This window comes from Stieleria sedimenti, from assembly GCF_025060895.1.
Classification (GTDB): Bacteria; Planctomycetota; Planctomycetia; order Pirellulales; family Pirellulaceae; genus Stieleria; species Stieleria sedimenti.
In genome coordinates this window covers 69764-93825 of record NZ_JANZKV010000063.1, presented here as the reverse complement: position 1 = coordinate 93825, position 24062 = coordinate 69764, and the positions used below count along the sequence as shown (strand labels likewise).

Sequence of the window (24062 nt, the reverse complement as noted above, 5' to 3'; positions counted from 1 at the left end):
ATTCAATTGTGTGGTACAGATTCAGTGATGCCGTTAGATGTGTTCAAAAATGGCCGCGATTCCCTGTCCGCCGCCGATGCACATCGTCACCAAGGCGCGTTTTTTGCCGGTGCGATTGAGCTCGTACAGCGCCTTGATCACCAGGATCGCACCGGTCGCGCCGATCGGGTGGCCGAGCGAAATCCCGCTGCCGTTGGGGTTCGTGCGGTCCATCGGCAGGTCCAATTCGCGGCATACCGCCAGGGCTTGCGAGGCGAACGCTTCGTTGACTTCAAACACGTCGATGTCGTCGAGTCCGAAACCGGTCTTTTCGAGCAGCTTGCGAACCGCCGGGACCGGCCCCATCCCCATGTACTTGGGATCCACACCGGCATAGGCGTAGTCCACCAACTTGCCCATCGGCTTCAGCCCGCGGCTCTCGGCGAGCTGTGCATCGGCCAACACCAAGGCGGCCGCGGCATCATTGATGCTCGATGCGTTGCCGGGCGTCACCGTCCCCTCGCGATCAAACACCGTGGGCAGACGCGCCAGCTTTTCCGTCGTCACGCCGTAACGCACCGTTTCGTCGACTTCAAAGGGAACCACGTCCCGCTTGACCTTGATGTCGATCGGAACAATCTGTGCTTTGAAGTAACCGTGGTCGATCGCAGCACCCGCACGTCGGTGGCTCTCCACCGCCAACGCATCCTGGTCTTCACGCGAGATCTGATACTTCTTGGCAACATTCTCCGCCGTGACACCCATGTGACAATCGTCGAAGGGGTCGCTGAGTGCACCGACCATCATGTCGACCAACGTCGTGTCGTTCATCCGCGCCCCGAACCGCATCGCGGCAGAGCTGTACGGCGAGCGACTCATGTTCTCGGCACCGCCGGCTACGGTGACATCGGCATCACCCAGCATGATCGCATGGGCCGCCGTGATCACCGCTTGCAACCCGCTGCCGCAGAGACGATTCAACGTCAGTGCGGGTGTCTCATGCGGCAAGCCGCCTTTGATCGCTGCGACGCGAGCAAGATAATGATCATGGGCATCGGTATGAATGATGTTTCCAAACACCACATGTCCGACATCGCTCGGCTTGACACCCGAACGCTTCACCGCTTCCTTCACACACTTTGCGGCCAAGTCGCACGGCGGGGTGTCTTTCAAACTGCCGCCGTATCCTCCGATCGGGGTTCGCACGCCACTGAGTACCACCACTTCACGCGTCATCTCGCTGGCTCTCCTCTACAACACGTTGATGAATACGGCACCTTGAAGATTCGCACCGAGTGCGGGAACAAGGACACCAGACTTACCACTTCAAAGAATCAACTCCTCGGTGGGCAATGGCGTCAGCCGGAGCAAACGCTATACCAATCATGGGGGACGCCCCGTGCCCGGGAGTGTGAAACGACGAGGGGCGAACCCACTGACACCAACGATCTGCAAACACGCAATCAAGCGCACTGGCGCGCGGAATGATCCAGACTTTCTGGCCGTCGATCCGTACCTGCTTCGGACCGATTCCAAAAGAACTGTGCGGTGGCGTAGCACTTACGGTACGCGGCGCTCCGCTTCGTGCGTAATCGCTCGCTTCGGGCGGCTACCGCACGTTCTTGACGTTCGCCCTGCGACCCGCCGTCGCCAGCGGTGCATGGGTGTCGAAGCAAATCGCGTCAGAGCTCCCAGCCCAGCTTGCCGCCCCGAGGGGACATGCATCCCGATCAACCCTTTCAACATGGCGGACTGCGGTAGCGCCGGCAGATTGATTCGCTGCGACCCGTCCGGGGTCGGTGGGAATCGGCGACAAACTGCCCGGAGGTGGCGCTGCGCTGATCTCCGGCTACTCGCTGAAATCCCTCCGGGATACCCGGTTCGCGGCCGCGATCTCACGTGTCGCCAAAGTCGGCGGCAGGGGGCGTCGGCGGTCCGGTTGCGACGGCGCGCTGGCAGCAATCTGAACTTTTTACCCAATCGGAAATCTTCGACCGTCCCGCCCCAGCTGGCAGGTCGCCGAAGGTGCGCGGAATGCCACATCCAAGTGTGCATCCGCACACGTTTGACGCAGTTGCACTACAGCGTCTAGCCGTTTTACTCGGTTTTTTGCCGCGGTACGGCGTTTGCATGCTGTCGCTTTGCTGCGTTTGCAGCATTCGGGCGTTGCAAGGAGCCTGTTTGTCCTTGGAATAGCACCACCACTTAATTTCGGAGGCTCTCCTATGTTCAAAACAGACAGCGACGTGCTTGATTCGATGCTCCAGGGCATGCGTCAAGCCACCGAAGCGAACTTCAAACTGCAGCAGGATCTGCTGCGGGGCTGGACGCGTTACTGGCCAGGCTTCACGGCACGGCCGGTTGCTCCGATGGTGGATCAAGAGAGCGGGCTTTCCAATCCGATCTCCGCAGCTGCCCTGCGTCTGGCCAAAACCCAACACCAACTGGCGCTACAACGCTATGACGGTGTGCTGGCTGCATTGGACTCGGTGCTGGGGATCAGCCAAGAGGCCGAGGCGGTCAGTGCTCCTCCGGCAACGCAATCGCCAACCAAGGATGCAGTGCCACCGCCAGGTGCAGTGCAAACACAAAAAGAAACGATCAACACCAGCGAACAGGGACAAACCGAGATGATTACCAACGCACCAGAACCAGAACTGCAAGAAACACCTGAACTTCCATCGAGTGTTTACAAGAACATCCGTGAAAAAGTCGCCGTCGTGACCGGTGCGGCCAGTGGGATCGGCGAAGCGGTGGCGCGGGAATTGGCCGCCCGCGGCGCCAAAGCCGTGATGCTGGTCGACCGCAGCGACAGCGTCCAGGAATTGGCCAAGTCGATCAACCAGAAAGCCGGCCGTGAAGTGGCCGAAGCCAAGCTGGGCGACACGACGGACGAGGGCTTCCGCAAACGCGTCTTCAACGAAGCGGCTGAAAAATATGGCATCGTCAGCATCTGTGTGCCGGCAGCCGGGATCACTCGCGACGCACTCGCCGTGACGATCAACAAAGAAACCGGCCGGGCTCAGATCTATCCGACGGAAACCTTCCGCCAAGTCACCGAAGTGAACTTGATCGCGCCGATCTATTGGGGCATCGAGATGGTGGCCCGGATCGCCGAAGACCGACGCCAACGCGGACTGAAGCGTTGGGATCCGGACGAGATGATCCAAGGCGTTGTTGTCTTCCTGGGTTCGGTGTCGTCGCAAGGGAACAAGGGACAGATTTCCTACGCCGTCGCCAAAGCGGGCTTGGAAGGTGCCGCCGCGACGTTGACCAAGGAAGCGATTTTCCACGGCGTCCGCTGTGGCATCATCCACCCCGGGTTCACCGACACACCGATGGCCAGGGCGTTGGGACAAGATTTCTTGGACAAGAATGTGTTGCCTTACACCCAGCTGCGACGTTTGATCAAACCCGAAGAGATTGCCGATGCGATTTGCTTCATGATCTCCAACTCGGCGGTCAGCGGCGAGCTGTGGGCTGACGCCGGATGGCACGGGCCCGCCTAGCGGGCTGGCATGGACGCGTTGATTTCGGAACGACGACGAAAACGACAGCCCGCTAGTCGTCATCCGATTCCAACTGTTCGATCCGCTCTTCGAGTTGCTTCACGCGAAGCGCCAGTTGGGCGGATTCGGACGACGGAGGATTGGCCGGGTCGGCCTTGCTGGTCGCGGAAACGTTGTCCAGCCAAGACTTGATCCATTGCATCGGGGCAAGCGATGTGGCGGCGGGATTGTGCCGTCGCAAGTAATCGAGATAGGAAAGAGAATGACGAAAGTAATCGCCGAAAAAGCCCGACATCAGGTCATTGGACCGGAGAATGAAATGCAACATCTCGGCGGGAAACAGCGAAATTTTATCCGGGTGCCGCTCCATGATGATTTGAATCAGAACCGCTTGGGTCATGTCCTCGCCCGACTGACTGTCACGGATCTCCACCGTGTGGCCGTCAATCACCATCTCTTCGATGTCCCTGAGCGACACGTACTTGCTGGTGTGACTGGCGTAATAACGGCGATTGGGATACCGCTTGATCAAGATCGGATGGTCGGTCATCAGAACCGTGATCCTCCCGGACAACAAAGCCACTTAATAAAACTGCAGCGTTGTTACCGCTGCAGGAACGTCCGCCGGACCGATCGTCCGACAGACACCCGTTTGGAACCGACGCTTACATGAGGAGCGAAACAATGGCTACGAAAACAGAATCGAACGTGTACGATCAAGTCTTTGAAAACATGAAGAAGGCGACCGATGCCGGACTGAAGATGCAACAGGAGGCCATCGCCCAATGGACTGCATTATGGCCGGCCATGCCCTCGCCGCAATCCGTGTGGGTCGACAAAGTGCGTGAATTCCAAAAGCAGTGGGGCGCGGTCCTCTCTGAATTGGCGCATCGACATCGCACCACCCTGGACCAGCAGTACGAAGCCGCTCTGGAATCCTTCGAAGAAGCCTTGCAGGTCGGCGAGTCCAGCGATCCCGAAGAATTTCGCAAACGCACCGAGCAGTTTTTCCGAAAGACGCTCGACTGCATGCGTGAAGCCTCCGAAGCTCAAATGAAAGAGTACCAAGAGGCGATGGGAAAACTGAGCGAGTTGGTCACCAAAGCAGGATCGTAGCGGTCCACACGCGAAGGAAGAGCGATGCATCGAGGTATCAAGACGCAGGACGCCGCCGTGCGGGAAGCCCCCGCACGGGAAACTCCCAGACGAGAAATGTTGTTCTCGGACGCCGACTTGGATCATCTGACCAAGTCGACGTTCGTGGAGCGGGTCGATTTTCATCGCGAGATTGATTCAACCAATCGTCGCGCGATGGAACTCGCCCGAAACGGGAGCCCAGCAGGCCCCCTGTTGATCCTGGCCGAGTCACAGACCGCTGGTCGTGGCCGCGGCACGAATCACTGGTGGGCCGATTCGGGCGCCCTCACCTTGACGCTGTTGCTCGACACCGGGCTGCCCCAGCGGCGTTTGCCCCAAGCATCCTTGACCGTCGGACTGGCCGTCTGCGAGGCGATCGAAGGGATCGTTGAATCCTCCGAGATGCAACTCAAATGGCCCAACGACGTGTACTGCCGGCAACGCAAACTGAGCGGCATTTTGATCGAATTACCGACGGCCAATCCACAGCTTTTGGCGATCGGCATCGGGATCAATGTCAACAACTCCTTGTCTCGGGCACCGGACGAATTGCGGACGACCGCGATCGCGCTGTGTGACGTCGCAGGGCACCCGTTTCCGTTGACCGATGTGCTGATTGCGGTGCTGAATCGACTGCAGCATCGGCTGGAGTGCATTGGTTGCCGTGACGATGAACTACGAACCATGTGGCGAGAACGATGTTTATTGACCAACCGCACCGTCCAAGTCGATCTCGGGACTCGCGACGTTTCGGGACGATGTCGGGGTATCAACGACGAGGGTGCTCTGGTCATCGAAACCCCCGCCGGGTTAGAACCATGTTACGCGGGAACGGTTACCCTGTTCTAAACGTCAACGCCGTGCAGCCATTGCGTCAACGCGTGCGAAACAAAACGCAGTTCGAGCCGTGCATGAACCAACCAATCGACGAAACGAGTGCGACGGATCGAACCTGGCCGCCCCTGGTGGAATGTTGGACTCAGGCTGTTCAACACGCGGCGGACAATGCGCATCAACTGCGTCGGGCGTCCCATCCCAACGCGGACCCGAACACTCACCGCCGCCAGTGGTTCGATCTGTGGGGGCAAGCGACCGAATCCTATCTCCGCAGTTCCGATTTTTTGAAACTGTTGAAACGACACATCGATTCGCTGATCGCCGCAAAGTTGGCCGGCAACTTCGACCCGGCGGACGCCCGCGCGAGCGGCAGGACGTTGAGCGACGATGTCCAGGCACTCTCGATGAGTTTTGGGCAACTCTTTCCGGAAACGAGAGGCTTGCCGACCCCAATCCACACCGGCGGCGCGTGTGCCGCGACACCGGATGCACCGAAAAAACCATCCAAGTGGGCCACACCGTTTGATGTGGTCTACGAGCAAACGCCGCTGAAACTGCTGCACTTCAAACCCCGCAATGTCCGCTTCGCCGAACCCGTCCTGATTTGTTTCGCGTTGGTCAACCGCCCCTACATCCTGGATCTGAAAGCCAACCGCAGCGTGGTCCGTCGGTTGCTCGATCGCGGTTTTGACGTCTATGTGATCGACTGGGGCAGCCCCGATGAATCGGATTCGACGTTGCGGCTGGAAGATTACGTCTGTTCGATGTTGAACAACGCGGTCAACTTCGTTTGCCAGCGATCCCACACCCCACGGCTCAGCCTGCTCGGTTATTGTATGGGCGGCACCATGTCGACGCTCTTTGCGGCGCTACATCCCGAGCGGATCGAAAACCTGATTCTGATGGCGGCGCCGATCGAGTTCGACGGGGAGGACGGATTGTTGAATTTGTGGGCACGTCCGGAAACGTTCGACGTCGATGGACTGATCGACGCGTTTGGGAATTGCCCCGGCGAATTCCTGCAGTTCGTGTTTCAGTTGATGAAGCCCGTGCAAAACTTTGCGGAAAAGCAGCTGTCGTTCATGGAGAATGCGAACGATGCGGAGTTCTTGGATGATTTTAAAACCATCGAGCGTTGGTCCAGCGACACGATCCCGATCGCCGGGGAGACGTTTCGCGAATTCGTTTCGATGCTTTATCAAGAGAATCGTCTGGTGAACAATCAAATGGTTCTCGCCGGTGAAACGATACGATTGGCAGCGATCACTTGCCCGTTGCTATTGCTGGTCGCCCAACGCGATCACTTGGTACCGCCAGAATCCACACTGGCGATCAAAGAACGTGTCGGTTCCCGGGATGTCACCTCATTGTCGATCGAAGCCGGGCACATCGGATTGGCGGTGGGCTCACAAGCCCAGCGCAATCTCTGGCCCCTGGCGGCGGAATGGATCGCAAGTCACTCAACCAAGCGGTAAAAACCTGGTCACGCGAACGCCTTCAACAGCGTTCGACGCAATCCAACGAGAAGCATCATGCAGGAAATAGTCAAACGCCTTGAAGAAATGCGCAAGGCCGCCGAAATGGGCGGCGGACAGAAACGGATTGATGCGCAGCACAAGAAAGGCAAGCTTACGGCGCGGGAACGGATCGAACTGCTGTTGGATCCGGGGATGTTCGAAGAATGGGACATGTTCGTCGAACATCGTTGCAAAGACTTCGGAATGGACCAGCAAAGCATTCCCGGTGATGGCGTGGTGACGGGCTACGGGACCATCAACGGTCGCGTCGTATTTGTCTTCAGCCAAGACTTTACCGTCTTCGGGGGCTCGCTGTCCGAAGCCCACGCCGAAAAGATCTGTAAGGTCATGGACCATGCGATCAAAGTCGGCGCGCCGGTCATCGGCATCAATGACTCCGGCGGCGCCCGGATTCAGGAAGGCGTCGCGTCACTGGGCGGCTACGCCGATGTCTTTCAACGCAACGTACTCGCCTCCGGCGTCGTCCCGCAAATCTCGTTGGTGATGGGACCCTGCGCCGGTGGCGCGGTCTACTCCCCGGCCATGACCGATTTCATCTTCATGGTCAAAGACAGTTCCTACATGTTTGTGACCGGCCCCGACGTGGTCAAAACCGTGACCCATGAGGAGGTCACGCACGAGCAGCTCGGCGGAGCGGTGACCCATTCGACCGTGTCCGGCGTCGCCGACCGCGCGTTCGAAAACGACGTGGAAGCGCTCGCGATGGTACGGCGTTTCATCAACTACTTGCCCGCCAACAACCGAGTCGACGCGCCGCATCGGCCAACCCCCGATCCGTCCGATCGCGTCGAACCTTCACTCGACACGCTCGTTCCCGATTCGCCGACCAAACCGTACGACATGAAAGAGTTAATCCTCAAGATTGTCGACGACACCGACTTCTTCGAACTGCAGCCCGAGCATGCAAAAAACATCGTCGTCGGGCTGGCCCGGATGGACGGGTATCCGATCGGCGTCGTCGCCAACCAGCCGTTGGTGTTGGCCGGCTGCTTGGATATCAAGTCGTCGATCAAGGCGGCCCGCTTCGTTCGTTTTTGCGATGCCTTCAACATTCCCATTTTGACACTCGTCGACGTCCCCGGATTCATGCCGGGAACCGCCCAGGAATACGGCGGGATCATCAAGCACGGTGCGAAGCTGTTGTATGCCTATGCCGAAGCCACCGTCCCCAAGGTGACGTTGATCACCCGCAAAGCCTATGGCGGCGCCTATGACGTGATGTCGTCCAAACACCTTCGCGGTGACGTGAATCTGGCATGGCCGAGTGCGGAGATCGCCGTCATGGGTCCCAAGGGCGCGGTCGAGATCATCTTCCGCAAAGACTTGGGCGACCCCGAAAAAATCGCCGCGCTGACCGAAGAATACCGTGTCAAGTTTGCCAACCCGTTCATCGCCGGACGGCGAGGATTCATCGACGACGTGGTGATGCCGCGGATGACACGCAAGCGGATTTGCCGATCGTTGGCCATGCTGCGCAGCAAGAAACTGGAGAACCCTTGGCGGAAGCACGGAAACATTCCGCTTTAAAAGATTGGTCATTCAAAATCATGTTCAATAAAATACTGATCGCCAATCGCGGCGAGATCGCTTGCCGCGTTATCAAGACCGCCCGCAAAATGGGCATTCAAACGGTCGCCGTTTATTCGGAAGCGGATCGCGATGCGCTCCACGTCTCGATGGCGGACGAAGCGGTGTTGATCGGCCCACCGCCGTCGGCCGAAAGCTATCTCGTGATCGACAAGCTCGTCCAGGCCTGTCGAGACACCGGCGCCCAGGCCGTCCACCCCGGTTACGGATTCGTCTCCGAAAACGCAACCTTTGCCGAGCGGTTGGCGGAAGCCGGGATCGCGTTCATCGGTCCCAACGTCCATGCGATCAAGAACATGGGCGACAAGATCACGTCCAAGAAACTGGCGCAGGAGGCCGGCGTGAATACCGTCCCCGGTCACGCCGACATCATCGAGTCCCCAGACGTTGCCGTCACGATTGCCCAGGAAATCGGGTACCCGGTGATGATCAAAGCCAGCGCCGGCGGAGGCGGCAAGGGGATGCGGATCGCCCGCAACGATGACGAATGTCGTGACGGATTCCAACGCGCCAGCGGCGAGGCGAAAACCTCCTTCGGCGACGACCGCGTGTTCATCGAAAAGTTCATCGAACAACCACGCCATATCGAAATCCAAGTGATCGCCGACAAACACGGCAACGTGATCCACCTCGCTGAACGCGAATGCTCACTCCAACGACGCCATCAAAAGGTGATCGAAGAAGCCCCCTCGCCGTTCCTGGATGCCCAAACCCGTTCGGCGATGGGAGACCAGGCGGTCGCGCTCGCCCGCGCGGTCCAATACGAGTCGGCCGGAACCGTCGAATTCATCGTCGACAATGATCGCAATTTCTACTTCCTGGAAATGAACACTCGGTTGCAGGTGGAACACCCGGTGACCGAATACGTGACCGGGTTGGACCTGGTCGAACTGATGATTCGCAGCGCCGCCGGCGAAGTGTTGCCGTTGTCCCAGTCCGATGTCCAACTCAACGGATCGGCGATCGAATCGAGGGTCTATGCCGAAGATCCGCTCCGCGGGTTCCTGCCGTCGATCGGTCGACTCGTTCGCTATTGCCCGCCGCCAGAAAACGATGTCGTCCGCGTCGATACCGGTGTCTATGAAGGTGCAGAGATCGCGATGCACTATGACCCGATGATCGCCAAATTGATCACGTATGGAACGACGCGTGACGCCGCGATCGGACACATGCGCGAAGCGCTCAACGAGTTTTACATCCGCGGTGTGTCGCACAACATCAGCTTCCTGGCCGCACTGATCGAACACCCGCGTTTTCGGGCCGGTAACATCAGTACGAATCTGATCGCCGAGGAGTATCCCGACGGTTTCCATCCCTCGGATCTCGTGCATGAAAACCCCGCGTTGCTGATCGTCGTCGCCGCAGCCATCCATCGGCGCTACATGGACCGGGCCGCCGGGATCAGCGGTCAATTGGCCGGCTACGAACGAAACATCGACGATCACTGGGTGATCATGCTCGACGGCCAGCAGTCTCCGGTGGCGATGCGTCCGCTGCCCGGCGGCCATGAAATCACCTACGGGACGGACACCTATCAAGTGATCAGCGACTGGCAATTCGGCCAACCGCTCTTCCGGGGCACGGTCAACGGCGAAACGGTTTGTATCCAGGTCGAACGCCGCAACATGCATTACAGCCTGTTCCACTGGGGGTCGCAAATCGACATCATGGTCTTGACCCCGCGCGCCGCTGACCTGCTCGCCTGCATGCCGGTCAAAGAGCCACCGGATATGAGCCGCTTCTTGCTCTCCCCGATGCCCGGCCTGCTGACGCAACTGAGAGTCGAAGAGGGTACCGAAGTGCACGCGGGTCAGGACTTGGCAGTGATCGAAGCGATGAAGATGGAAAACGTCCTACGGGCCGAACGCGAAGGACGCGTTTCCAAGATCACGGCCAGCATCGGCGACACGCTGGCAGTCGATCAACCGATCCTCGAATTCGAACCACTGGCAGATTGACAGGGGCAGCGCGGATTGACGGGGTCCGGGAACGCCCTACAAGCTGCCCAAAGCGGCGGCGACCGATGGATTGGTGTGGAGTTCGCGACTTGAACGGCCGCGATCCTAAAACCGGCAAGGTCGTCCGCACGTTGTCCCAGGAGATGGCCGGCCCGATGTCGCATGACCGCTGCTATCGCAATCGCATCACGCATCGCTATTACCTCAACAGCGCGTCCGGCGGCAGCGACTTTGTCAAGCTCGATGGGACGGCGGAAACGCCGAATCCCTGGGCGCGTCCGACTTGCGGGCTGGCGGTGATGCCCGCCAACGGCATGCTTTACAACGGCCCCTCTGTCTGTCAGTGCGCGATCGGCACGATGGCGACCGGCGTGAACGGTTTCTACAACGGTTGCGGCAATACCGACCGCCGCTTCAACGTTTCGATCGAGCCGCGTCTGGTGAAGGGGCCTGCGTTTGGAACCGTCGAAGGCCCGGCGGCCTCGGCGGAGCAGACCAATGCCTCCTACGCCGGCCGGAACGGCGGCATCGCCTGGTTGTTGGACGCCGCAGACGGTCGCCCGTTACAAGAACTGCGATTTGACGCGGCACCGGTTTGGGACGGCGTCGCGATCGCCCACAACAGCTTGTTCGTTTGCTTGAAGGATGGATCGGTCGTCTGCCTTTCCGCCAAATGATTCGCTGAGAATCCTAGGCTGAGCAACGAACGGACAGTGACTGCCCGTTCGCTGCTCCGTATCGCTGCTTGATCACTGCCGATCAGACGTTGCTCGGATCCGGGACGACGAATCCGTCGCGGTACTGGCGGGTCAACATCGCGTTGGCGGCGTCGTTGTCGGCAAAGCGTTCGCTGACCGGATCGAATTTCAGCACCGGACCGAGCGACAACTGTTCGACTTCGGGTTTCACACCATTGTCGCGCAGGTGCCGCAGCGTTCGTTGCAGCGTCGCGGAATCATCATCGGATGAACCGAACGCTTCCACGGCTGCGGCAATCTCATCGGGGCTGACGCGATTTTCCTGACCGACATAGTAGGAGATGTTACCCAGGTGCGCGATCGAAGCGGACAGGTGTCCGCACATCGCATCGGCATTCAGCTTGGAACCGTCACGCGAGACGACCGCGTCAATGAAGTTGCTCATGTGCAACTCGTTCAGCTGACCATCTTCTTTGCTGTTGTGCTTGAAATCACGCACGGGCTTTTTATCGAGGTCAAAGACGCGTCCGTTTTCGTAATTCGGACCCTGGATCGCGTAACCTTCGCTGCCATAAAAGACGACGCCGATCTTGTTGCCCCGGTTGCTACCGAATAGGGTGTTGATTTCGTCGTCGGCGCTATCGTCGACGCTTAAACCACGTGTTTCGAAAACGATCGTTTTGTCGCCGTAGTCGTAGATCGAAACTTGGGTGTTGGCGGTGTCGCCGGCATCGACATAGTTCGGATCTTTCCGTTCGGCTTGATAACCGAGGCGTCCGGCGTAGGTCAGGATCGAGTTGGGATGACGTTCCAGCCCCAGTCCCCAGCGTGAGACGTCGGTTTGGTGAGGGCCTTGGTTTCCCGAATCGCCGTTGCCGTAATGGCGTTGCCAGTGCCAGTCGTAGTGGAAGCGTTGCCGCGTCACCTTCGGATCGGTGTAGGTCGCCGGGCCGCTCCAGAGATTGAAATCGACCGAGTCGGGAATCGGATAGTTGCCGATCGGGCCGATCGACTTGCGGCGTTTGTAACACAGCCCGCGAGCCAATTTGACTTCACCGATCCCACCGTTCTGGATGAAATCGACCAGATCGATCACGCCGTTGCTGCTGCGGCACTGTGTTCCGGTTTGGAACATCCGGCCGTACTTCTTGGCCGCCGCGACCAGCGCCCGTCCTTCGTTCACGTTGTGGCTGATCGGTTTCTCAAGGTAAACGTCTTTCCCGGCTTGCATCGCCCAGACGCCGATCAACGCGTGCCAATGGTTCGGTGTCGCACAGGTCACGATTTGGTAATCATCGGATTCGAGCGCTTCACGGATGTCCCGGTACACCTTCGGCTTGAGCCCCGTTCGTTTTTCGATCGAACCGGCACGTTGCTCCGCGACTTTGGAATCCACTTCGACGATGGCGCGGACTTCCGCCCGCGGATCACTGCCGAATCCGGCGATGTGCGATTGCCCACGTCCGTTCACACCGGCCACCACCACGCCCAGTTTTTCGTTGGGGCCGTCGGCAGCCTTGGCCGCCGAACTGGTGTGGACGGCGGTCGCCAGCCCGGCGAGCGAGGCGGCCGATGCGACGTTAAACTGGCGACGACTAAATGGTTTCATCTGAATAGACTCCAAGTGGATGTGGGATTTAGGAGGGAAGGCACTCGCGGCGCGAGTTCGGGTCAGCCATCATAACCCATTTTACGCGGGAACGTGGATGAAAAGGCGGCCAGGCGCGGCAGTCTGGCGTGCCAGCGGCGGAGCCCTGAAACGAGGGGAATCGGTGCGATCTGGACATCGATTCACTCGCTTGCGTTTCGTTCTCCGAAACCGAGATCCGCAAGATCCAGTTTGTACATCATCTGGTTGTAGTCGTAGCGGGGTGTCGGGTCGTCGTTGCCCGAGAACGTCGTCGTGTACGTGCCTTCAAAAAAAATCACCCGCCCGTCGTCTTGGGCAAACATCGGATGCTGTTTCGGGTTGTAGAAACTGTACGTTTCGTGGGTGACTATCTTTCTGGCGTTGATCCACGGGCCGGTCAGCTGCTGCGAATCCGCATACCAGACCTCGCCCAGCATCGACGTGCCCGCGTACTGAACCCCGATCATCACCCAACGCCCCCGGTGTTCGTTCCAGGCCACCGATCCGCGGTGCATCGTCACCGGTTTACCCGATTCGTCTACCAGGCGAAACAATCCGTCGGCCGCATTGAGGTGTTCTTCCCTGATCAGTCGATTTTGAAGTGCCGGCGTGAAGGGGATGGTGTCCGATTTCCAACTGAAAACCGGAGCACCGTTGTGCCGCTCGACCGCGATGGAGTCCGCACGGCTGCCCTGTTTCAGACATGTGTATGCTTCGTACCGCGACAAATCACTCAGTGCCTCGGCGGTCGCCGGGACACGGACCAAAGGAAACGGGTCGGCGAAGTACACGTACTGAACCCCGTTGTCTTCATGCTCAAAGGGGTGCCCGTGGGGAAACAACGGCGCATCGATTGCAAATGCCTTCCGTTTTTCGAATTGATGGGTTTGGTGATCAAACTCGGCCAACCCGCGTTCATAGACCGTCAGCGGTGGCTTGATTTTGACGTAGGCCGCGAACATCCGCTCACGGTCCGTGCTGCTGCCCAGTGTGACCAAGCCGTTGATCCAGGTCGGCCCTTTTCCAGGTAACTTGGCCGTCGGTTTTGCAAAGCCGCTTTCATCGACAAAGTAATCCAAGTCGACGCCGACATCGGGATCCAGTCCCCCGTCGGACGGCAGCCGTGACACGGCACCGGGCACATCAAAATTGCCCAACGGATACGAGGGTCGATGGGTGTCCCCCCAGAACCAATGCAATTTGCCTTTGTAGACGGCGTTGACGACGCTGTCCGACCCGAACACTTGACCGTTCAAAATCGGTTGTTTGATCGGTGTGGGATGCCCGACCAAGACGCTGTCGCGGTAGATGCCCGCACCGGTGATGCGATACAGGCGTTGGGCGAGATTCAGCCGCTTGATCTCCAGCGTCGCCATGCCGCCCGGCTGGACATTCAATCGTTTGCCGCGATAGCCGAAACCGTCTGCGGGGAACTCGTAGCCGTGACTCCAAACGTGAAAGAAGACGGATTGGTTCATCAATCCCGGTTCATCAAACGCCACGACGCCGGCTGAATCCGTGAAATAGCGGATATGGTTGACGGTTTTCAGTTCGACCATCGGCACCCCGCGTCCGGTCGCCCGATCCACGACTTTGATCACAAAGTAATCGTGCGCCGCGGCAGGAACGCAGATCAACAGCAAGGGAAGAACGATGAAGGTCCATCGGGCCGATCGCATGACGGTGGATCTCGAAAGGGGGAGGAATCGGGGCAGGACCGATGACCTGGGAGTCACTGTTTAGAATGCAGGATACCAGCACGACGCGCGGTCGAGTGAATCTTGGGAAAACCTTGTCTCGGAGGCTACGCCTCGGGGGCCGCCGGCGGAGCCGTCGGGGGTGGCAAGCAAGATGCTTACCCCACTTTGATGGAACGCGGGTGCGGCAGCACGCTGCCGCGACCGAAGCTAGAATGGCGGTCGCTCAATTCGCGCCCCCCCCGGAAACTCACATGAAACCCGTCTTCGTGATCGCACTGATCTCCGCATCCGTTTTTACATCGCTGCCGCAGGTCGCCGCCGGCGATCCGATTGTCTTGAACGTTTGGCCGGGGATGCCACCGGGCGAAACCAAAACGTTGCCCGCGGAAGCGGACCAGACCAAGCCGGACGACAAGTTGATCGCGGGACGGCGGATCATCAAGCTGGGCAACGTTTCCACACCCCAGATTGCGGTGTATCAACCGCCGGCGGACAAGAGCAACGGAACGGCCGTCGTGATCTGTCCGGGCGGTGGACACCACATTTTGGCGTATGATTTGGAAGGGACCGAAGTCGCCGAGTGGCTCAACTCGATCGGCGTGACCGCCATCGTGTTGAAGTACCGCGTGCCGGCGCGCGACCCCGATCGTCGTTGGGGCGCGGCCGTGCAGGACGCCCAGCGGGCGATGAGTCTGGTGCGATCTCGCGCCGAAGAGTGGGGAATTGATCCCGCGAGAATCGGCATTTGCGGCTTCTCCGCCGGCGGCGAAACCGCCGGTTTGACCGCGCTGTTTCAGGAAGAGCGTCAATACGAAGCCGTGGACAAGGTCGACCAGGTTTCGATCCGGCCCGATTTCGCGATGCTGATCTACGCAGCGGGCATGGTCGAAAAAGGCACCACGCAGCTGCACGACTACATCAAGGTCACGCAAGACACGCCGCCGATGTTTTTCGCACACGCCTTTGATGATCGCGTGTCGGTTCACAATTGCCTGACGTTGGCCGGCGCGCTGAAAGAAGCCGGCGTGCCGGCGGAGCTTCACGTCTACGCGACCGGCGGCCATGGTTACGGGCTCCGTGTCACCGACCAGCCTGTCACCCGCTGGCCCGAGCAAGCGGCCAACTGGATGAAGACGATGAAGCTGATGCCCTAAACGCGGAGTTGCTTCCCGCTTACGTGCGCCGTGGCGTAAGTTTCTAGCTTGCGATCGTCGCGGCTCGCCGCGACCACCGTGGCGATTCACCGTTCGACCTCCCCTCGCTGCGCCCGACCCTCCTGCCAGGAGGGTTGCTTTACAAAACCGGTGCGACCACCGATGACTGCCGTCTGCGACACGGTTAACCTCAAGCCATCGTCTCCTTTCCGCGTCTCGATTTTTTGGTGAAACGCAATCATGCCTCTCCGTCTGTTGGTCATCGTCGCGTTCTGGATCGGGCTGGCGGTGTCGTCGCACGCCCAGGACGAAACGCTGCCGGACGAGCCGATCGTCTTCGGCGTCCGCCCGGGAGTCCGCTTTTTGACGCCGACATCGGCCGAAATTCGCTGGGAAACGACGATCGCCGGTCCGGCCGCCGTCGCCTTTGGACCAACCCGAAGACTGGGACGTGTCATCGCTTCGCCATCCTCCGGCACCAGCCATCGCGTCGTCGTGGACGATCTGATCCCGGGCCAAACCTACTGGTATCGATTCGGCTTGAATCAAGGCGGTAAGCGTTCCTTTAGCTCGTTTTATCAACTCGAAGGCGGGATGAACTACACGCCTCCGGTGGTTGAGACATCCGAGGTCCCCGCCGGAGCCGAGGAGGCGATCAAACGGCTGGTTCAGCCCGGCGGGTACGCGGTCGTGTGGGGCGACGTACCCCCTTCTTGGTGCGAAGCGATCGCGGCGGGGACGTCGATGACAGTTGTCGCCGCGGTCGATGATTCAGACGTGTTGAACCGCTTGCGCAAACGATGGTATGCCGATCGAACCTACGGCATTCGTCTGACCGCCCAACTGAAACAAGACGTTCCCCACGCGATCGCCAACGTCGTCGTTGTTCGCGGCAATCAAGTCAACGATGTCGCCGGTCTGCTCTCCCCGATGGGACAGATCATCAAACTGGGCAGCGGCGATGAAGTGGCTGAGTCGAAAAACGACGAATACGCTTGGCAGACCATCAACCCCGACGTCCATTTCGGGCGACGCGCCGCACCGGAACTCGCCGCCTGGGGACACCAGTACGGCTCCAGCGGCAACGCCTCGTACTCCGGCGAAATGCTCGGCGGCGTCGACGACACGGCCGACCTGGAGGTGAGATGGATCGGGCGACCGGGGGCGGATTTTGGCATCGACCGCAACCCCCGCATGCCCGCGCCGTTGGCCGTCGGCGGCCGACTGTTTCATCAAGGCATGAACCGCATGATCGCGCTCGATGCCTTCAACGGCGCCGTGCTGTGGTCGCTCGAAATCCCCGACCTGCGACGCGTCAACATCCCGCGAGACTGTGGCAACTGGTGTGCGGATGATTCGCACGTCTATGCCGCCGTGAAAGATCGCTTGTGGGTGATCGACGCCGCCAGCGGAGAAATGATTCGCACGATGTTGCTGCCGGAAGAATACGAGGGCAACAGCGAATGGGGCTACGTCGCCGTCACGGAGCATCGCGTCGTCGGAACCGTGATGAAACCAGGCAGCGGTTATTCGGGATTTTGGGACAAGGCGGCGTGGTACGACGGCAAAGACGACGCGGCGACCGCCAAGGTCTGCGGGAACGCCATCGTGGGCTACGACAAGCAATACGGCAGCATCGATTGGCAGCGTGATGCCGACGCGATCGTGCATTCCACCATCACCATTTCCGGCAACCATGTTTACTTTGTCGAAGTCGACGATCCCTCGCTGAAACAAGCGTCGAGTGGAAAACTACTCAACCGCCAAATCTGGAGCGCGGCCTCCATCGTTTGCCTGGACCTTGATAGCGGCGAAGAGCGATGGAAAGCAAAGGTGCCCGCCCAGGATCATGAAACGCTGATCAGTTTTGGCATCGCCGACGACGATCAGTTCATCTTGCAAACCTCTGGAAAGAACGAGTTTCACTTCGTCGCGTTGGATGCCGCATCCGGCAAGCCGCGTTGGCAGCAATCCGTCCAGTGGCCCGAAGACCATCACAGCGCACACATCCAACACGCGGTGTTGATGAACGGACAGATCTTCGTCCAACCGCATATTCTCAGTGCCGACGACGGCCGCGTGGTCAAATCGGGGACGCTGGGCAAACGCCGCGGATGTGCGACACCGATCGGCGCCGGCAACTCGATCATCTATCGCGGTGGAACCGGCCCCCTGTCGCTATGGTCACTCCAAGACGAGAAACCCAGCGAATTCACCCGCTTGCGGCCGAGTTGTTGGCTGAGCACCATTCCGGCTCAAGGCATGCTGTTTTCACCGGAGGGCGGTGGCGGGTGTTCCTGTGGCGGTTGGATGGAAACTTCGATCGGTTTTGCCCCCGTCTTGCCGTTGGGAGAGGAGCGATGATCCAACTTCGAACCGTCATCGTCTTGTTGGGCTGCATCGGCAGCCAAGTTGTCGGCGTTGGCTCCAAAGCGTGCGCCCAACCCTGGCCGACGTATCGTCACGACGCCCGTCGCAGCGGCGTCACCGACGCTAGCCTGACGTTCCCCATGCAACCGCATTGGGTGCGTGTCTCGCAGCAGCCCCCGCAAACCGCGTGGACGGGACCTGCAAAGTGGGACGCCTATTCGGGCAATAGCGGCCTGCAATCGATGCGCAACTTCGACCCCTGCTTTTTCGTGACGGTCGATGGCGACCAAGTTTTTTTCGGTTCGTCGGTCGATGATGCCGTGCACGCGTTGGACGTCGCGACGGGCAAAGAACGATGGGTGTTTTTCACCGGATCCGCCGTCCGATTTCCTCCCACCTTGTCCGATGGACGGGCCTTCTTCGGTTCCGATGACGGGTTCGTCTATTGTTGTGACCAGAGCTCCGGCGAATTGATTTGGAAACGGCAAGCCGCACCGGAGCGGAAACAGGTGGCGAGCAATCGTAAGCTGATTTCGATGTGGCCGGTGCGGACCGGTGTGCTCGTCCAAGACGGCACCGCGTTGTTCGGCGCGTCGCTGGTTCCGTGGAAGGCGTCTTACCTGTGCAAGGTCGACGCCATGACGGGGGCTTTGGACGGCGATCGATGCTTCCGTAACGAAGTTCAAGGCGTCACGATGCAGGGTGCGTTGCTGGCGTCGTCGGAGCGGATCTATGTGCCCCAAGGCCGGGCGGCGCCGTTGGCGTTTGAGATGGCCGACGGCAGTCGCCTCGGTGCGATCGGTGAAGCCGGTGGCGTGTTCTGCGTGTTGACCGAAGACGAAATGCTGTTGGCCGGCCCGCAAGACCAAAAATCGTCCAGCGATCAAATGCGATTGGCCGATGCGCGCAGCCGACAGCGTCTGGCGACCTTCAGTGGCACCAATCGCATCCTGGTCGCCGGAGAACGTGCCTGGATTCCGACCGCGGGAAAACTCAAGATGCTGAACCGATCCAGCTATGTCGCCGCACAGGTTGCCGCGACTAAAGCCAACGGGATCATCAACGACAAGAAGAGGACTGACGAACAAGCCGAGGCGGCCGCGAAAGCGGAATTGGCCAAGGCCACCAAGCAACAAGCGGAAGCTTGGAGGTGGGAGGTCGATTGCCCAAACCCGACCGGGTTCATCAAGACCGCCGACTCGATCGTTGTCGGCCTGGAAAACGAAGTCCGTGCCTATGACGCCGACGACGGCACGCTGAAATGGTCGGCCGAGGTTGACGGTGTCGCCCACGGGCTGGCGGTCGCCGACGGCCGACTGCTCGTCAGCACCGGACTCGGCCACATCTACGCCTTCGGGTCGCAACGATGAACGGCAATCGTTGGTGTCTAGCCTTGAGGCGATCCTTCTATCGACGCACTCTCTGCGTCGTCCTCACCCTGTTATTCGCCAACACCGCGAACGCGTGCAAGGTTCCCGTGTTTCGCTATGCACTCGAACGGTGGCCGGCCGACACGTATGAAATCGTGGCCTTGATCGATGGTGAATCGACCGGCGATGCGGCCGACGCACTCGCGGCACTGCGGTCTCTCGCCGGACCAAGCATCAACGTGACCACCCGAGTCGTCGATTTGGCCACCCTCTCCGAAGCCGAACTCTGGTCGGTCGAGGGATTGGAAAGCACCGAGCAGACGCCGCTGCTGCAGGTCTTTTATCCCGAGCGTGACGGTCAACCAGCGCTCTGCTGGAGCGGCGCACTGACATCGGCGAATCTGAACGCCTGGATCGAGTCTCCGCTACGCGAGAACATCATTCGTGAAATCCAAACCGGTGCGTCCGCCGTCTGGGTCCTGGTCGAAGGCCCCGACGAATCTCAGAACGACGCGCTGCGGGCGAACCTGCAATCTGCACTCCGGGACGCGACCGCCGCGATCGCCATTCCCGAGGGCGTGATTCGACGAGAAGAGGCCGCGCAGTATCTGCAGGACCACCCGGCGGCGTCGATGGATGACGTGCTGCGCTGTGACATCCCGCTCTCAATCAAATTCACGATCGAGCGACTTCGACACGACGATGAAAACGAATTCGCATTTCGCGCGATGGTCGATGGCTGGACCGAAACGGTCGAGGCCCCGTTCGTGTTTCCGGTGTTCGGCCGCGGACGAATGATCGAACCCCTGCCCGCTGCAGACTTTGACGCCGGTTCGATCATCGCGGCGTGCCGCTATCTGGTTGGCGAGTGCAGCTGCAGCGTCAAGGCGCTCAACCCGGGCGTCGACCTGATCTTAAAAACCGATTGGCAACAGACCCTCGGCGATCAAATCGTGATGGTCGAATCGGCGGACTCGGGTGAGCCACTGGAGTTGGCGATTCCTGCCGGGAAACCCGAGACACCGCAGACAACCGCGACCGAAGCGGCGGGCGATGAGGATCAAGACGATGGCAAGATCTGGGTGCTCGCCGTGATGGCACTCGCGGCGTTGGCGTTCACGATGAAGCTGCGGATGGGAATGAAGACAGAATAATGAAATAAATACTGGGCCCACGGATAGCAGCGCGGACCCACGGATTTTTTGCTCTCTGTCATCCGTGGGGTCACGCTGCCATCGGTGGATCTTGTTTTCGATTGTGAACCCGGTGAAATTGCTGGAGTGCTTTGTCCAGATTGAATCTTAGGGTTGAAGCACTAGTCTCCAAGACAGATCAGTTTTCCGTCCTGCGTCGTCAGAAAAAGACGTTCATCGGCGATCGCCAGTCCGTCCCAGGCCGGCGGCGGCACCTTTGATTCTTTGATGACGTAACCGGTTTCGGTCGACAGGACTTTTAAACGACCGTCCCGGTGCACGACGTAGAGTTTTTCATCGCCGGACAACGCCATCGCGTAGATCTCGTTGTGCAGTTGAGTTCCGTATTCGGGTTCCTCCTTGATCTCCTCTGGATCGGCAAAGGGATCGTGAACCCAGGCCGAGTTGGTGGAAACGCGTTGGTTTCGATAGGGTTTTCCACCTTCTCGCGCCAACTTGCCCGCTTCCCATCCGGTGATCCACTTGCTGTTGAAGGATTGAACGTCTGCGGCGCTGAAATCGCGGCGGAACACGTCCGTGCTGCCGTCGAGTGAGCTGAAAACTTTGTCGTCCTTGAAAACAGTCAGCGGTCGTCGTGGTGCTTCACCACGGAAACGATGTTGATGCCGCGCGCCGTAGGTCCAACTGCCGCGCGGAACCCAAACATCCCCTTTGCCGGTGTTCAGCTTGGCGAATGCGTTCCACTTGTCGACGTCAACGTCCTTGCCATCGAGAGACAAGATCCAACGCGACATCGCCAACTTGTCACCTTCGGCATGCAGGATATCAAAAGGATCAAATTCCAAACCGGAATTTTCGTAGAAACCTTTTTGTGGAACGCTGTCGATGCGTTTGACCCAGTGGCGTTTGCCGGTCATCGGATCGACGGCGAAAACCAGGATGCCGCCATCGGCCAAGGGTTGTCGGCCGGCTGCAAAGTACGCGATGCCATCCATGACCAGGATGGCGCCGGGAACGGGCCAAGGCGATTCGACTTGACCGTAGGCGACGATTCGCTCGTCATGGGGGGCGGCACGCATCCGCCAGACCAGTTCGCCGGTGTCGGCGCGGACCGCGTACACCCAACCCGCGGCCGTCCCGAACAGGCACAGCCCGCGGTGAATCGCCGGCGGCGTATCGAGTCGACCATTGGCGGTGAATCTCCACCGAACCGATCCCGATTGAGTGTCCACCGCGATCAATTCATGGGCATTGGACCGCGTCACGAAGGCGGTTCCGCCGGCGATCGTCGGGGCACTCAGCGGGCCTTTGACGACCGGATTTTCGTTCCAGTCGTGCATGATCGGCCCGGTGATTTTTGCATCGGTGACCAAGTCAGCGGACAAAACGGCCGTCCACTTTTGACTCAACCCGTCGGGACCCGATCCGCCGGTGCTCGAACTGCGCCAGCGGTCGTGACGGTACAGCGGCCAGTCGTTCGGACCGGTTCCTGCCGCATCCGGGTCGATCTCCGCCGGCCCCTGTTCGAGTACGAATTCGATTTCCGCCAGCGGACGGTTGGCGTCACTCTCACGACCGGGTGCTTTGGCCATCGCCACAAATCCGCGTAACATCGGCCAGCAGGTGCAGTGCTTGGGCGTGGTGTAGATCAGCCCGTTGGCCGGAATCCAACCGCTGTCGCGTGAACAATTCGCCTTCGTGATTCGGTTGGCGATGACTTCGCCGGAACTCAGGTCGGTCATGTCCAACTCGCCGGCAAACAAATAGTTGGGCGTGGCGACTGGCGGAAAACAATGGGCCAGCCCCGCCGGATAGCTCACACGCACTTCGCCGGTCTTGGGATCGAGCGCGGAGACTTGCGGTTTCGATCGAATCAGATTGTCTTTGTCGGTCGTGTTCGATTTTCCCCCATGCAGAATCCAGATGTCGTTGTCCAAGAACATCGCCCGCGCCTGCCGTGCATGGTTCATCCCCGGCGGATACTCTTTCGACCAACGGTGCTCGCCGGCGTCTGCAGAGACGACATGAATTCCATTGCCGGCATCGTGGTCGTTCAACGTCGACACTTCGAAGACCAGCAGCCCCTTGGCGAGCACGGTACGCGTCGTTTCACCGAGCCAGGAAAAATCATCTCGTGTCCAGGTCGTCTCCCCCGACTCGGCGTCCAACACAACCGCGACCGCTTTTTCGCCACGTTTGATCCGACCCTGAACGAGCGCGACTCGCTGGCCATCGGCGACCACGTGACGCGGTTCGGCCGACTCGACCCGCCATAGCTCCGCCCCATTTTCAACGTCGAACGCGCGTACCGTTTTGTCATCGGCGGCAATCACGCGGACGCCATCAAACAAAAACGCTCGGGGCGACTTCATTTCCGCAAACTCGACCGACACTTCGCCGGTCGCCGCATCGATCGCCACCAACCTGTCTTTCAATTTGGCAAACAGTCGCCGATCCGACGCAACCGGTCGGGAGCCATCGCCGGCGAGTCTTGGCAGGCTAAACGTGTCGGGATTGTTGACACCGTCTTTGTTCAAGTCGCGGTGCCAGAGACGTAACCCGTTGAAGCTGTCACGCGCCAAAACACCGCCGTAAAAGTTGCGACCGCCGGCGGTCACCATGCCTTCGACTTCCGACGTCGCGGCGGCAATCCAACGCACGCGTTGCGGGGGTCCGACGGCGGTATCCAGCGAAACGGCATTCCCATCGGCATCGTGTCGCGAGTGAGACCAAATATCCATTTCGGATGGCCAACGTTTCTGCAGGATTCGCGCGGAGTCGACTTGGCGAGCCGATGCAAACCCCGGCGCATTCAAATCGATCGCTTCGAACAAGCCTTCATTGACAACCACGACCGATCCGCCAGGCGTCAAGACGCGCAGCAGTTCCGCAGCGGGGACACTGTAACCGTCAACGACGATCAGGTTGACCACATTTTCGGCGTAGGGAAGCCGCCGCGGATCGCGAACGTGCTCCGCCCATGCCAAACCATAGTGCCCTTGCTCACGCAATCGCTGCTGCGCAGACCGGGTGACCTGGGCGTCGGCATCCAGCACGTGAATCAGGTAACGCCCCGTTCGACTGAGCCGGGCGGCGGCATCGGTGTTTTGACCACCCAGCTGAACGATCAAACCACCCTGTAGATTGGCGGCGGCGGCTGGGTCAAACTGGGTCGCGTCCTCGGCCGGGCATTCCGCTGCACCGCTTAACGCAAGGACAACGAGAAGGGTTGCGGACGTGATGTTCGTGACTCGGTGTCTCATGTTCAACCCTGCGGCGGGGGACTGGGCTCTGGCAGCCAACAGTATAGCCGAACCGTGTCCCGGCAGATTCGAACATCAATGTTCAGGAATGGGGCCGTCGCTGAGTGTCTTTTTCACAAAGTTGCAGTGTTCCGATCTCCTGAAAAGAAGGGGCAGAATGATACGGGGCAGAATGATT

The 24062-nt window shown here is 59.6% G+C and carries 16 protein-coding genes; 11 read left to right on the top strand and 5 right to left on the bottom strand.

Annotated features, from left to right (window positions below):
* Nucleotides 1-33: 33 nt before the first annotated feature.
* Nucleotides 34-1215 (bottom strand): beta-ketothiolase BktB, encoded by a 1182-nt coding sequence (bktB, locus tag NZK35_RS10160; RefSeq protein ID WP_259632427.1) that lies wholly within the window; start codon nt 1213-1215, stop codon nt 34-36.
* 989 nt (nt 1216-2204) lie between these two features.
* Here bktB and NZK35_RS10155 point away from each other — a divergent pair.
* Nucleotides 2205-3488 carry an SDR family NAD(P)-dependent oxidoreductase gene (locus NZK35_RS10155; protein WP_259632426.1) on the top strand — a complete coding sequence of 428 codons (1284 nt, stop codon included), beginning with the start codon at nt 2205-2207 and terminating at the stop codon, nt 3486-3488.
* A 52-nt stretch (nt 3489-3540) separates the two neighbouring features.
* Here the strand turns inward: NZK35_RS10155 and NZK35_RS10150 are convergent, their stop codons facing one another.
* Complete coding sequence (locus tag NZK35_RS10150; RefSeq protein ID WP_145212826.1) at nt 3541-4038, bottom strand: polyhydroxyalkanoate synthesis regulator DNA-binding domain-containing protein; 498 nt, start codon at nt 4036-4038, stop codon at nt 3541-3543.
* Nucleotides 4039-4172: 134 nt separating this feature from the next.
* Between NZK35_RS10150 and NZK35_RS10145 the strand changes: the two genes are divergently transcribed.
* The 6 genes from NZK35_RS10145 to NZK35_RS10120 all read left to right on the top strand — a co-directional run bounded on the left by NZK35_RS10145 (nt 4173) and on the right by NZK35_RS10120 (nt 11222).
* Complete coding sequence (locus tag NZK35_RS10145) at nt 4173-4604, top strand: hypothetical protein (RefSeq protein WP_259632425.1); 432 nt, start codon at nt 4173-4175, stop codon at nt 4602-4604.
* A 24-nt stretch (nt 4605-4628) separates the two neighbouring features.
* Complete coding sequence (locus tag NZK35_RS10140) at nt 4629-5474, top strand: biotin--[acetyl-CoA-carboxylase] ligase (protein ID WP_259632424.1); 846 nt, start codon at nt 4629-4631, stop codon at nt 5472-5474.
* Between the two features lie 62 nt (nt 5475-5536).
* On the top strand, nt 5537-6937 hold the full coding sequence (gene phaC, locus NZK35_RS10135) for a class III poly(R)-hydroxyalkanoic acid synthase subunit PhaC (RefSeq protein ID WP_259632423.1): 1401 nt from the start codon (nt 5537-5539) through the stop codon (nt 6935-6937).
* Nucleotides 6938-6994: 57 nt separating this feature from the next.
* On the top strand, nt 6995-8527 hold the full coding sequence (locus NZK35_RS10130; protein ID WP_259632422.1) for an acyl-CoA carboxylase subunit beta: 1533 nt from the start codon (nt 6995-6997) through the stop codon (nt 8525-8527).
* Nucleotides 8528-8547: 20 nt separating this feature from the next.
* Nucleotides 8548-10545, top strand: a complete 1998-nt coding sequence (locus tag NZK35_RS10125) for an acetyl-CoA carboxylase biotin carboxylase subunit (protein ID WP_259632421.1) — start codon at nt 8548-8550, stop codon at nt 10543-10545.
* A 65-nt stretch (nt 10546-10610) separates the two neighbouring features.
* Complete coding sequence (locus NZK35_RS10120; protein ID WP_259632420.1) at nt 10611-11222, top strand: hypothetical protein; 612 nt, start codon at nt 10611-10613, stop codon at nt 11220-11222.
* An 82-nt stretch (nt 11223-11304) separates the two neighbouring features.
* Here the strand turns inward: NZK35_RS10120 and NZK35_RS10115 are convergent, their stop codons facing one another.
* Nucleotides 11305-12852, bottom strand: a complete 1548-nt coding sequence (locus tag NZK35_RS10115; RefSeq protein ID WP_259632419.1) for a Gfo/Idh/MocA family protein — start codon at nt 12850-12852, stop codon at nt 11305-11307.
* A gap of 182 nt (nt 12853-13034) precedes the next feature.
* Complete coding sequence (locus NZK35_RS10110; protein WP_259632418.1) at nt 13035-14552, bottom strand: hypothetical protein; 1518 nt, start codon at nt 14550-14552, stop codon at nt 13035-13037.
* Between the two features lie 272 nt (nt 14553-14824).
* On the opposite strand from NZK35_RS10110, the gene NZK35_RS10105 reads away from it, so the two are divergent.
* The 4 genes from NZK35_RS10105 to NZK35_RS10090 all read left to right on the top strand — a co-directional run bounded on the left by NZK35_RS10105 (nt 14825) and on the right by NZK35_RS10090 (nt 20621).
* Nucleotides 14825-15727, top strand: a complete 903-nt coding sequence (locus NZK35_RS10105) for an alpha/beta hydrolase (protein WP_259632417.1) — start codon at nt 14825-14827, stop codon at nt 15725-15727.
* 240 nt (nt 15728-15967) lie between these two features.
* Nucleotides 15968-18091 carry an outer membrane protein assembly factor BamB family protein gene (locus tag NZK35_RS10100; protein WP_259632416.1) on the top strand — a complete coding sequence of 708 codons (2124 nt, stop codon included), beginning with the start codon at nt 15968-15970 and terminating at the stop codon, nt 18089-18091.
* Nucleotides 18088-19467, top strand: coding sequence for an outer membrane protein assembly factor BamB family protein (locus NZK35_RS10095; protein ID WP_259632415.1), 1380 nt, complete (start codon nt 18088-18090; stop codon nt 19465-19467). The genes NZK35_RS10100 and NZK35_RS10095 overlap by 4 nt, the downstream gene beginning before the upstream one ends.
* Complete coding sequence (locus NZK35_RS10090; protein WP_259632414.1) at nt 19464-20621, top strand: hypothetical protein; 1158 nt, start codon at nt 19464-19466, stop codon at nt 20619-20621. The genes NZK35_RS10095 and NZK35_RS10090 overlap by 4 nt, the downstream gene beginning before the upstream one ends.
* Before the next feature lie 161 nt (nt 20622-20782).
* Here the strand turns inward: NZK35_RS10090 and NZK35_RS10085 are convergent, their stop codons facing one another.
* Entirely contained in the window at nt 20783-23884 is a 3102-nt protein-coding gene (locus tag NZK35_RS10085; protein ID WP_259632413.1) for an outer membrane protein assembly factor BamB family protein, read from the bottom strand.
* Nucleotides 23885-24062: the final 178 nt, after the last annotated feature.

Coding starts and splice junctions, on each gene's coding strand:
- NZK35_RS10100 (WP_259632416.1), top strand. CDS start 15,968: ATGCCTCTCCGTCTGTTGGTCATCGTCGCGTTCTGGATCGGGCTGGCG.
- NZK35_RS10155 (WP_259632426.1), top strand. CDS start 2,205: ATGTTCAAAACAGACAGCGACGTGCTTGATTCGATGCTCCAGGGCATG.
- NZK35_RS10150 (WP_145212826.1), bottom strand. CDS start 4,038: ATGACCGACCATCCGATCTTGATCAAGCGGTATCCCAATCGCCGTTAT.
- bktB (WP_259632427.1), bottom strand. CDS start 1,215: ATGACGCGTGAAGTGGTGGTACTCAGTGGCGTGCGAACCCCGATCGGA.
- NZK35_RS10120 (WP_259632420.1), top strand. CDS start 10,611: ATGGATTGGTGTGGAGTTCGCGACTTGAACGGCCGCGATCCTAAAACC.
- NZK35_RS10105 (WP_259632417.1), top strand. CDS start 14,825: ATGAAACCCGTCTTCGTGATCGCACTGATCTCCGCATCCGTTTTTACA.
- NZK35_RS10090 (WP_259632414.1), top strand. CDS start 19,464: ATGAACGGCAATCGTTGGTGTCTAGCCTTGAGGCGATCCTTCTATCGA.
- NZK35_RS10115 (WP_259632419.1), bottom strand. CDS start 12,852: ATGAAACCATTTAGTCGTCGCCAGTTTAACGTCGCATCGGCCGCCTCG.
- phaC (WP_259632423.1), top strand. CDS start 5,537: ATGAACCAACCAATCGACGAAACGAGTGCGACGGATCGAACCTGGCCG.
- NZK35_RS10095 (WP_259632415.1), top strand. CDS start 18,088: ATGATCCAACTTCGAACCGTCATCGTCTTGTTGGGCTGCATCGGCAGC.
- NZK35_RS10130 (WP_259632422.1), top strand. CDS start 6,995: ATGCAGGAAATAGTCAAACGCCTTGAAGAAATGCGCAAGGCCGCCGAA.
- NZK35_RS10110 (WP_259632418.1), bottom strand. CDS start 14,552: ATGCGATCGGCCCGATGGACCTTCATCGTTCTTCCCTTGCTGTTGATC.
- NZK35_RS10145 (WP_259632425.1), top strand. CDS start 4,173: ATGGCTACGAAAACAGAATCGAACGTGTACGATCAAGTCTTTGAAAAC.
- NZK35_RS10140 (WP_259632424.1), top strand. CDS start 4,629: ATGCATCGAGGTATCAAGACGCAGGACGCCGCCGTGCGGGAAGCCCCC.
- NZK35_RS10125 (WP_259632421.1), top strand. CDS start 8,548: ATGTTCAATAAAATACTGATCGCCAATCGCGGCGAGATCGCTTGCCGC.
- NZK35_RS10085 (WP_259632413.1), bottom strand. CDS start 23,884: ATGAGACACCGAGTCACGAACATCACGTCCGCAACCCTTCTCGTTGTC.